Genomic DNA, 10075 nt, shown 5'->3' on the forward strand with positions numbered 1-10075 from the left:
AGTGGTATCGGTCCACATCGTTGTATCCATGGTAGTTTTTGGCGAAACTCATGAATCAACGACAGGTCAGGCCGTCAAGCTAACCTGCTGATACCACTCAACTTAATTTCCGATCGGGCTCTAAGAAGAAGCGCGCCAGACTTATCCGTCAGGACGAAATGGTTCGATTGATGGATTATCTCGAATTGCCAGAACGAGAAGGGGGAGGGAAATCGGCGTATGCTCTCGCTATTAGACTTCAGTTTGCGTTTGCAGCGCGGGTGTCTGAAATTCTCCAACTGCGTTGGGCATGGGTAGACTTTGAGAGGCGGAGGGTCGATTGGCCCGACAGTAAGACCGGCCCAATGTGGAAGCCCATATCGAAAGAAGCGAAGGCGCTCCTTCAACTTGCAGCAGCTGCCGCTGGCGACTCCCCCTTTGTCATCCCGAATCCGAATGATCCAAGCCTCCCTGCCCAATACGCGGCGTACCATCGTGCATGGCGGAAGGCGTTAGCGGTTTCCGGGATCGAACATGTCGGGACCCATGGGATCCGTCACCGCGCTGCGACGGATATCGCAAATTCAGGAGTGCCGCTTAAGGTGGGCATGGCTTTGACCGCACATCGCCGCGTTGAGGTGTTTTTGGGGTACGTACACCTCGAGGAGCCAATGCTTTACGATGCCGCGGACCAAGTTGCCGAAAGTCGGATGGCGAAACTGAAGGCGGCCAGAGCCAATGTGACCTGCGGATTGTGACTTATTGGTTGACCTAGCCGGTATCGGCAGTTCTCCAAGGCAGCAAAAAAATCACACGATGGTGAGGGATAGAACTGTCGGCTGCGTATCCCGCGTATGACGCCGAATGACAGCTTCCATCGCTCCCTGCTTCAGCGCAGACGTTTCCTAGCCCTAGGCGGAGCTCTCGCCGGAAGCCTCGGCGTTGGTGGCCTGTTCCCAGCTTGGGCGCGAAGCGGTACGCCAGGGCTCGTTCATGCCAGTACCGATCCTGGCGTTCTGACAGGCAATTCCATTGCGCTTCAGATCGGCGAAAGTCATTTCACTACCGGTGGCCGTTCTGGGCACGCGGTAACTGTCAACGGCACTCTGCCTGCGCCGCTTTTGCGCCTGCGTGAGGGTGAAACGGTGCGCATCGCCGTCACTAACCGTCTGAAGGAGCAGACCTCGATCCACTGGCACGGGCTGCTGGTGCCGTTCCAGATGGACGGAGTGCCGGGCGTCAGCTTCCCCGGCATCAATCCGGGCGAGACGTTCGTCTACGAGTTCCCACTCACTCATTCCGGCACGTTCTGGTATCACTCACATTCCGGAATGCAGGAGGCGGAAGGCCTGTTCGGCCCGATTGTGATCGATCCCGCCGGCCGCGATCCGATCGCCTGCGACCGCGAGCATGTGCTGGTCCTTTCGGACTGGAGCCCGATCCATCCACACGAGCAGATGCGCCGTCTGAAAATGATGGGCGGCTATTTCAACCGCCAGCGCCAGACGCTTTTCGGTTTACTGGCAGGCAAGGACCAGTCGCTGGCCGACCGCCTCGCTTGGGGGAAGATGCGTATGGACGCGACCGATATATCGGACGTGACCGGATCGACCTACAGCTTCCTCGTCAACGGTCACGGCAATGCCGAGAACTGGACCGGATTTTTCGCGCCGGGCGAGAAAGTGCGCCTTCGCGTCATTAACGCATCGTCGATGACCAACTTCAACTTCCGCATTCCCGGTCTTCCGCTGACCGTGGTGGCAGCGGACGGTAATCCCGTGCAGCCGGTCGAGACCGATGAAGTGCAGATCGCGATTGCCGAGACATACGACTTCATCGTCGAACCGGGTGCTGCGGAAAGTTGTGGGGTGATCGCTGAGGCTATCGACCGTTCCGGCCTCGTCCGCGCGACACTGGCGCAGCGACTGGGACTTGTTGGCGAGATACCGAAATTGCGCGAACGGCCCGTTCTGACCATGCGCGACATGGGTATGGACATGAGCGGCATGGACATGGGCGAGGGCGGCGAAATCGACCTCAGCAAGCCCGCCAATAGTTCCATGAGCGGCCATTCGATGTCGATGCGCGATCCCTCGGTCGCGCCCAGCGTGAAGATGGGGCCGGGCGTTGCCACGCTTTCGCCGATGCCGGTGGACCGGCTTGCAGACCGGCCGACCGGGCTGGAAGCCGTCGACCACCGCGTTCTGACTTACGCGGACTTGCGCTCACGTGATCCCAATCCTGATCCACGCGTGCCGAGCCGTCAGATTGACGTGCATCTGACGGCGGCGATGGAACGGTATATGTGGAGTATGGACGGTGAGGCGATGTCGGAAAACCCGGCGCCGATCCCATTTCGTCTGGGCGAGCGCGTGCGCGTCAATCTCATCAACGACACGATGATGCCGCATCCGATCCACATCCATGGCCACTTCTTCGAACTGGTCAGTGGCGAGCCGGGGAGCCGCGCGCGCAAACACACCGTCAACGTGCTGCCGGGCGGCAAGGCCTCGTTTGATCTCACCGCCGATGCCGAGGGTGACTGGGCGTTCCACTGTCACATGCTGCTGCACATGCATGCAGGGATGATGCGCGTGGTGACTGTGCGCAAAGAGGCAGCGGCCTGATGACCCGTCTCTTTTCGATCGTCGCCGCGCTGCTGCTGGCGAGCTCCCCGCTTGCCGTTCGGGCGCAGGAAGCCGGCGCGCGGACGCCGCAGGCGGACGAGCATGGTGGTATGGACCATGGCGCTATGGACCATTCGCAGATGGACATGTCCGGCATGGATATCAGCGGGCAGGACATGAAGGGGATGGATCACTCCGATCACGCGATGTCTGCAAGTACCGTCTCCGACGAGCCGGGGGATGCCCCACCACCGCCGGTACCGTCCGATTTTCCTGCCGAACGCTTCTTTGCACCCGACCGCATGGCCGCCTCGCGCGCGGCGATGGTGAAGGAGATGAAGTTCAGTACTTTCGCGCTCCAGGTAGACCAACTCGAACTCCGTACCGGCAAGGGGGGCGATCGAATCGGCTGGGAGGGACAGGCTTGGTATGGCGGCGATATCGACCGGATCGTGCTCGCCAGCGAGGGCGAAGGTATCTTCGGCGAGCGGGCCGAACGCATTGAGCTAAATGCCTACTGGCGCCATGCGCTCGATCCCTGGTTCAACTTGCAACTCGGCATGCGAAGGGACTTCCGGCCTGATCCGCAGCGTACTTACGCGCTGGTCGGCATCGAGGGGCTGGCGCCTTACTGGTTCGAGCTGCAAGGCCAGTTGCTCGTCTCTAACAAAGGCGACCTCCATGCGCGCGGCAAGGCAGGTTACACGCAGCGCATCACCCAGTCCTTGGTGGTCGAACCCGAGGCTGAAGTCGATTTTGCTTTTCAGGACGTGCCGGCGCTGAACGTGGGTGCCGGCTTCGAGCGGCTCGAAATGGGGGTGAGGCTGCGTTACGAGCGCAACAGATCGCTGGCGCCTTATGTGGGCATCAATTGGGAGCGCAAGCTCGGAGGCACGGCGGATCTTGCACGCGCCGCAGGTGATGGGGTGTCCGGTGTATCGGCAGTGTTCGGTGTGCGTGCGATGTTTTGATTCTTCCCAAGGTGTATAATCGGAACAAGGATAAAAATGTCCTTCGTCAGACAATCATCTCGCCGTGGCGGTTTGACGTTGCGCCATTCTACCTCACTAATTGGTGAATTGAGTTATTGTTGCAGCGCTAACCGACTCAACGATTTGGTTGCGATATTCGAGTATGCGTGGAAGTTTGGTTGGCGCTGGTTTGGCTTCCCCGCCGACCCTCAAAATTGAGATGTGCTGTCGAACCTGCGATCTTCAGCCCATTTTTGCAAATCTGCTTGCGCGTAGAGGACGCGCCTTCCAAATTTTCTGAACGGCGGCCCTCCACCGACAACCCGCTGCTTCTCTAATGTGCGAGGGGACAGGCGAAGGAATTCTGCAGCTTCAGAATTGGTAAGGAAGGCGTTCGGGTTGCTATTTTCGTCGCGTTCCATCGTGTTTGAGAACCCTTGCTACTTCGAGAGGACACAGACCGCATTTATAGAGCCTGAGCTATTCGCACAGAAACGTATATAGGGTAGGCACTGAAGTGCCGATTTTGACATTTCGAGCCAATTTCTCGCTCCTCAGGTGCGGCCTGTCCGCTTTCATAAGCAAGCTGGTCAAGATTGGCCGTAAGGAGGAAGGCGGATGTGGGGTTACTGACGCACGATAGCAGTAATTGCGAGCCGTCAAAAAAGAAGACTGCCAATTGTGCCGTTCAACTGAGAATTCCCTAATCTTGTTGCGCCTTGGCCGCGATACGACAGACTACGATCGCTCCAACATCTCAGCGATCTTGCTCAATAGGTCCTCGATCTGAAATGGCTTCGCGATCATCTGCATGTTGGTGCCGAGAAAATCAGCCCTGATCGCCGCGTTTTCCGCGTAGCCTGTGATGAAGAGGATCGGAATTTCGGAAAGATGGTTTCGGACGATTTCGGCGAGCTGCCGCCCGTTCATGCCGGGCAAACCGACGTCAGTTATCAGAAGATCGAACTTCTGGCCGTCCGCGAGCAGGCGGACCGCCATCTCGGGTTCAGAGACTTCAGTCGCTTTATAGCCCAGCTCATTCAACACATCGCTAACTAGCATCCGGACGGAGGCGTCGTCTTCCACGAGCAGGACGCTTTCACCATCACCATGATGAATCTGCGCCGGTAGCTCGATGTCCTCTGCCAGGGTTTCGCCTGCGACCGGCAAGTACAGCGTGACGCGGGTGCCTTCACCGGGCACACTGTTGATGCGCACCTGCCCGTTTGACTGTTTGGAATGGTTTAAAGATTTCGCTCGGTAGTTATGGTCAGTGACGTCGACTGTCATATGTAGGGGGGGCGTGGCGTTCGAGCCGAAGCGAAGATAGTCGCACGCGTGCGCCTACGGCAAACGCGAGAAACAAAAAGCACAGGTCCATCGACTGCGGCAGCACGGGCATCAAGACTATCAAGAATCAGCCGTGCTCATCTGAAAGGTGAACCGCACCGGGATTGCCGGAGGCCAGTTTTCTTAAATTAGGCAGCCAGTGGGACGTCGTCCAGCATAGCGTAGTAGCGTTGCTCGGCTTCGACGGGCGGAATGTTTCCGATCGGCTCCAGCAGGCGGCTGTTGTTGAACCAATCGACCCATTCCAAGGTAGCGTATTCGACGGCTTCGAATGAGCGCCAAGGACCTCGACGGTGGATCACCTCGGCCTTGTAAAGACCGTTGATCGTCTCGGCTAAAGCGTTGTCGTAGCTGTCGCCGACGCTGCCGACGGATGGCTCGATGCCGGCTTCCGCGAGACGTTCGGTGTACTTGATGGACACGTATTGCGAACCGCGGTCGCTATGATGGACCAGGCCGCCGCGATGAACAGGCCGTCGGTCGTGGATAGCCTGCTCAAGCGCATCCAGCACGAAGCTGGCGTGTGCTGTCCGGCTGACACGCCAGCCCACGATATAGCGAGCGTAGACGTCGATCACGAAGGCGACGTAGACGAACCCCGCCCAGGTCGCGAGTGGAGTAGGAAGCGCATGAGCGCTTCCCCTCCCCGAACCGTACGTGCACCTTTCAGCGCATACGGCTCTCTATTCAACCTTGGCCCAAGGCCATGGCGACATCACGATAGCGAGAAGTGACGGTGTTTCGGAGTTCGTCCCGGAAGATGTAGGGATTTCGCTCCGGGTTCCGCCACCGGAACTGCAACTTCTGGCTGGTGACCAGTCGTCGTAGCGCCTTGCCGACGGCATTGCCCTGATTGCTTCGGCCGTAAATCAGCCACGTCTTTGAGTGGCCTATTTCCGGCACGCGGTACCATTTGCGCATCAAGGGCTTGATACGGGACCGGTATTTCCGCGCCAACCAGTGCGCCATTTTCCAGAACACGACAGTGTCGATGCGCCGGAATATGCGCGCCGTGAAGTCGGTGAACTTGTAGAACGCGGCCCAACCCGCCAGTTGGCGGTTCAGGCTGTCGATCATGTCCACCGTGGCAATCTCATGATTGCCGGAGAGGGTCTCGACCAATCGGCGAGCGAAGGTCTTGGCCTTCTCCTTGGGTATCGTCGAGACCACGGACATACGTCCGCTCGATCCCCGCCTGCGGATAATCCGGTGCCCGAGGAACACGAACCCATCGTCGACGTGGGTGATATGGGTCTTGTCCATATTCAGCGTCAGCTTCAGGTTGCCTTCCAGAAAGGCTCGGCATTCCGCGCGGATGGCCTCGGCATGTGCCTTGGTGCCCTTGACGATGACGACGAAGTCGTCGGCGTAACGGCAGTAGGCGACAGCAGGTTTCCATTGCCGGTTCTCGCGAACCGTGATGGGGCGTCCCTGCTGGATACCGAAGTTCCATGCCCAACGATCCTTTCGCGCCTTGTCGCTCAGGTATTTCGCCTCCAACCACGCATCAAACTCATGGAGCATGATGTTAGACAGGAGCGGCGACAACACGCCGCCTTGCGGAACACCTTCACTTGAGGCGACGAACAAGCCACGGTCGATGTGGCCTGCCTTCAGGAACCGCCAAAGCAGATCGACGAACCGATCATCCCGGATACGCCGCCGAACACAGCGAAGCAGAAGCCGGTGGTGTACCGTGTCGAAGTAGCTCGCCAGATCACCTTCGATGATCCAGCGGCCCCGCGTCCCGGCACTACCATCCTGCAACTGTATCTTCACTGTCCGGACAGCGTGATGCACGCTGCGTTCCGGCCGGAAGCCATAGGAGAGGCGATGGAAGTCGCTTTCCCAGATAGGCTCCATCGCCATCAGCATCGCACGTTGGATGATGCGGTCTTTCAGGGTCGGGATACCCAGTGGGCGTTTCTTGCCATTGGCTTTCGGGATATAGATTCGCCTGACCGGCTGCGGGGCGTAATTCCCCGTCAGCAAGTCCGTTCGCAGGCTGGCCAGATGTTCTGCCAATCCGTCCTGCATCCGTTGCTTGTCCATTCCGTCTATGCCCGGGGTCTTGGCACCGCTCGATGCCAGTGTAATCCGGGCGGCTTCGGCAAGCCACGCCTCGTCGGCAATGAGCCGGAGAAGCCGATCGAACCGGCGGTTCGGATCGCTCTCGGCCCATATCGCGAGCTTGTGCTGCATTTCACTGATTATCAAAGGTCTTCACCTCGTTTGGTCAGGTAGTTTGCACTTCAAGCAGATTGAACTGTCCCCCTTCGCCATGTGACAGGCTTTCCCTGTCGCGGACTACTACGGGGACTCCGCCAGCATGGTGGACATCGGGGCCAACTCCCTTGGCATTCCATCATGCCTTCCCTCGTTCATATGCTGGACTTTCACGCGCTGGGGAGGCTGCCGGTCGCAGTCCTTGTCCTTGCGTCCTGCAAGTCGATGCCGATGCCATGACCTGGCTGCGTTCTCTCCATGGCTCCATGCGGGCGAGCTACATGTACGACCGCATTCGGATGCCGCCGACATACGTGTCCGGCGCCATCATCAGCATTCCGCCTGTTAAGCCGTGTAGGCGAAGGCGACATTTCAGCCCTCGGATGCGGATTAACCGGTTCGTGTTCCTCAACCTTCCAGCGCTACAGCCTCGGGGACCATCTTGGCGTAACGGCTTCGCCTCAATCCCCTTTACCTGCGGGCTACGTCACCCTGCCAGTTGACAGCAGGTCACCGCCGCTTGGGCTCATGCCCCCTCACAGCAGAGGGCAAGGCATTCGCTCAATTCCTCCTTTCTCTTTTTGCATTCCAACATACGCCTCCCGGACCATCCGGGACGAGGCGCACCATAGGTGAAGTCGGAGACCCATAGCATGTTTGGCGCTGGAGCATGGAACTGGCGGTTGACCTGATCGAGCGGGCATGGCGCCGCCTTGTCCGCGATCGTGGTGCGAACCGGCTTGCCGCGGATCACCCCTTGCAAACCAAGATCTCGCATCAACCGCTGTACAGTGCAGCGTGCAACATCGAAGCCCTCGCGCTTCATCTGCCGCCACACTTTGCGCACACCGTAGACGCCGAAGTTCTCGGCAAAGACCCGCAGAACTTCGGGCTTCAGCTCTTCATCCTTCCGGGCACGAGCAGATTGCAAAGCCGGGTCTCGCCGCTTGGCAAGGCGCTCGTGATAGGTGGATGGGGCGATCGGCAGAACCCGGCAGATCGGCTCGACCCCATAGGCATCGCGATGTTCGTCGATAAAGGCGATCATCGTTTGAACGGGCGGTCGAGCTCCGCCTGGGCAAAATATGCCGACGCCTTGCGCAGGATCTCATTGGCTTGCCGCAGTTCGCGGACTTCACGCTCCAATGCCTTGAGCTTCTCGGCGGTCTCCGTCGGCACACCACCGCGCTTGCCGCTGTCCACCTCGGATTTCTTCACCCATTCCAGCAGCGTGTGCCCGGAACACCCGATCTTCGCGGCCACCGACGTGATCGCCGCCCAGCGAGAAGGATAATCCCCCTCGTGATCCAGTACCATCCGGATCGCCCGCTGCCGAACCTCAGGGGCAAACTTGTTCGTCGTCTTGCTCATCGTAGACCCTCATTCTCAGGAGTTAGGGCCTCCGGCAATCCCGGTGCGGTTCAAGGTGATGCGCGACAATCCGCCGAGTACCGCATCGGCCTCGAGCATCTTGGCCGACACCGCCGCGGGATCGCCGATAGGGTAGGCGCCTTCTTCGCTGGCCATTTTGTCGAACTATCGACGCGTTGGTGGCGGCCTCCGTGGCTTCCTCGCTTGTCTCCCCGACAAAGCCGACCGCGTGCAGACCAACACGCAGGCTCGACCGGTCATGCCCGACCCCTTCGCGCCCGCCTCACGGTAAAGCTCGAAGAGAGGACGAAACCGAGCAAATGTCTCTCCTATGATCGCGATCATCAGTGGCAGCCCTAACGTGCGGCACGCACGAAGGATGGCCGCGCAAAAAGATCCTATGCATGCCGTTGGTTTTGGGCGTCATTCTGACGGCAGCGTTATTCAGGAGATTGAACATCACGATCGGACAATCGACTTAGCTATCCGCCGGTCGCAGGCAATTGGCGTTGGCTCCGGGCGCCAATTCAGCCGGTCTGGTTGCGAGCCTTCGCCTGAAAGGCAAGGGACTATGACATTCGTCAAGCGCCCGCGGAGATGAACCGCATTCAAAATATTTGATGTATTACAATAATTTATGAATTGGCTGATGCGTGCAATTGCGACGTCTGATCATCGCTAGGAGCCATATAGGAGCCAGCCAGATTTCAATTCTGGCGAACCACGACGTACTTAGGCGCAGCATATGCCCACTTTACTTTAAGATTGTTGCTTTGGTGCTCGGACGAAGAAAGCGATTTGATAAACGATCGCAGGCCCGGTTGCTCTGGAGAGGGAACATTGCGGATATGGTAACGACGAGCGGAAAATGGGTGCGATTGCTAATCGCCGCGGTGCTGCTCGCGATCGGCGCAGTGCTGGTCGTCGGCGGTGCCGAGCTGCTGACCCTTGGCGGTTCGTTCTACTACTTCGCGGCGGGGCTTCCCTGTGTAATGTCCAGCGGACTGCTGGCACGAGGCAATCGGTGGGGACTTCTTGTCTACGCCGCCATGCTGGCCTTCACTGTGCTCTGGTCCTTCTGGGAAGTTGGCGCACAATTCTGGCAGCTTCTCCCTCGACTTGCCGGCCCAACGGTGATCGGTTTGCTGCTGGCGTTGCCGCAGATCCGCCGGCGCCTGACACCCGCTACCGATGCTGGGACGCGCTGGGGGCTGGGTTCGGTCGTCTGCTTGGCGGCACTTGTGCTGCTCGGCACTTTCCTGACCGTGCCGGTTTTCGACGTTTCATCCGATCGCACGATGGCGCTTTCCGCGCCCAGTCCTGCCGGCGCGGAATGGACCGATTACGGCGCGAACGTTTTCGGCACTCGCCATTCCCCGGCAGTACAAATCACACCCGCGAATGCCGCGAAGCTGGAACAGGCTTGGTCTGTTGATTGCCACTGAGAAGTGACCCGGGGTTTCCATTGAGAAGTGACCCGGGTGGGTGTGGTTTATGTGCTGCCGTTGAACGGCGGGTTCAAGATGCTGGCTTCTCCTTTCTGGCTTTGGG

Annotated in this window: 8 protein-coding genes, 2 pseudogenes and 1 other annotated feature; of the genes and pseudogenes, 4 read left to right on the plus strand and 6 right to left on the minus strand. The window is 59.0% G+C overall.

The window, feature by feature from the left end; translation table 11 throughout:
* Positions 1-143: 143 nt before the first annotated feature.
* From A8V01_RS24375 to A8V01_RS24385, 3 genes are all read left to right on the plus strand, one after another.
* Positions 144-737 carry a tyrosine-type recombinase/integrase gene (locus A8V01_RS24375; protein WP_281256533.1) on the plus strand — a complete coding sequence of 198 codons (594 nt, stop codon included), beginning with the start codon at positions 144-146 and terminating at the stop codon, positions 735-737.
* A 96-nt stretch (positions 738-833) separates the two neighbouring features.
* Complete coding sequence (locus tag A8V01_RS24380) at positions 834-2606, plus strand: copper resistance system multicopper oxidase (protein WP_103098859.1); 1773 nt, start codon at positions 834-836, stop codon at positions 2604-2606.
* Complete coding sequence (locus A8V01_RS24385; protein ID WP_103098860.1) at positions 2606-3577, plus strand: copper resistance protein B; 972 nt, start codon at positions 2606-2608, stop codon at positions 3575-3577. The genes A8V01_RS24380 and A8V01_RS24385 overlap by 1 nt, the downstream gene beginning before the upstream one ends.
* A gap of 209 nt (positions 3578-3786) precedes the next feature.
* Here A8V01_RS24385 and A8V01_RS24390 read toward each other — a convergent pair whose 3' ends face one another.
* From A8V01_RS24390 to A8V01_RS28820, 6 genes and pseudogenes are all read right to left on the minus strand, one after another.
* Positions 3787-3999, minus strand: coding sequence for a helix-turn-helix domain-containing protein (locus A8V01_RS24390; protein WP_103098861.1), 213 nt, complete (start codon positions 3997-3999; stop codon positions 3787-3789).
* 316 nt (positions 4000-4315) lie between these two features.
* Positions 4316-4867: a response regulator gene (locus A8V01_RS24395; protein WP_103098862.1), complete on the minus strand. Its 552-nt coding sequence runs from the start codon at positions 4865-4867 to the stop codon at positions 4316-4318.
* A gap of 188 nt (positions 4868-5055) precedes the next feature.
* Positions 5056-5547, minus strand: a pseudogene (locus tag A8V01_RS24400) (IS3 family transposase); the annotation flags it as partial.
* Between the two features lie 67 nt (positions 5548-5614).
* On the minus strand, positions 5615-7129 hold the full coding sequence (gene ltrA, locus A8V01_RS24405) for a group II intron reverse transcriptase/maturase (protein ID WP_103098863.1): 1515 nt from the start codon (positions 7127-7129) through the stop codon (positions 5615-5617).
* A gap of 631 nt (positions 7130-7760) precedes the next feature.
* Positions 7761-8524 (minus strand): annotated as a pseudogene (locus A8V01_RS24410) (IS3 family transposase); the annotation flags it as partial.
* Positions 8127-8243 (minus strand) — a sequence feature (AL1L pseudoknot). Its footprint overlaps the pseudogene before it by 117 nt.
* 15 nt (positions 8525-8539) lie before the next feature.
* Positions 8540-8680: a hypothetical protein gene (locus A8V01_RS28820; RefSeq protein WP_170066051.1), complete on the minus strand. Its 141-nt coding sequence runs from the start codon at positions 8678-8680 to the stop codon at positions 8540-8542.
* Positions 8681-9372: 692 nt separating this feature from the next.
* On the opposite strand from A8V01_RS28820, the gene A8V01_RS24415 reads away from it, so the two are divergent.
* Positions 9373-9969 (plus strand): hypothetical protein, encoded by a 597-nt coding sequence (locus A8V01_RS24415; protein WP_146037378.1) that lies wholly within the window; start codon positions 9373-9375, stop codon positions 9967-9969.
* Positions 9970-10075 lie beyond the last annotated feature (106 nt).

Source organism: Novosphingobium guangzhouense, from assembly GCF_002896965.1.
Lineage (GTDB): Bacteria > Pseudomonadota > Alphaproteobacteria > Sphingomonadales > Sphingomonadaceae > Novosphingobium > Novosphingobium guangzhouense.

Bases quoted from the DNA above. Each gene is read 5' to 3' on its own strand.
- A8V01_RS24380 (WP_103098859.1), top strand. From the start codon at position 834: ATGACGCCGAATGACAGCTTCCATCGCTCCCTGCTTCAGCGCAGACGT.
- A8V01_RS24385 (WP_103098860.1), top strand. From the start codon at position 2,606: ATGACCCGTCTCTTTTCGATCGTCGCCGCGCTGCTGCTGGCGAGCTCC.
- A8V01_RS24390 (WP_103098861.1), bottom strand. From the start codon at position 3,999: ATGGAACGCGACGAAAATAGCAACCCGAACGCCTTCCTTACCAATTCT.
- A8V01_RS24395 (WP_103098862.1), bottom strand. From the start codon at position 4,867: ATGACAGTCGACGTCACTGACCATAACTACCGAGCGAAATCTTTAAAC.
- ltrA (WP_103098863.1), bottom strand. From the start codon at position 7,129: ATGCAGCACAAGCTCGCGATATGGGCCGAGAGCGATCCGAACCGCCGG.
- A8V01_RS28820 (WP_170066051.1), bottom strand. From the start codon at position 8,680: ATGGCCAGCGAAGAAGGCGCCTACCCTATCGGCGATCCCGCGGCGGTG.
- A8V01_RS24415 (WP_146037378.1), top strand. From the start codon at position 9,373: ATGGTAACGACGAGCGGAAAATGGGTGCGATTGCTAATCGCCGCGGTG.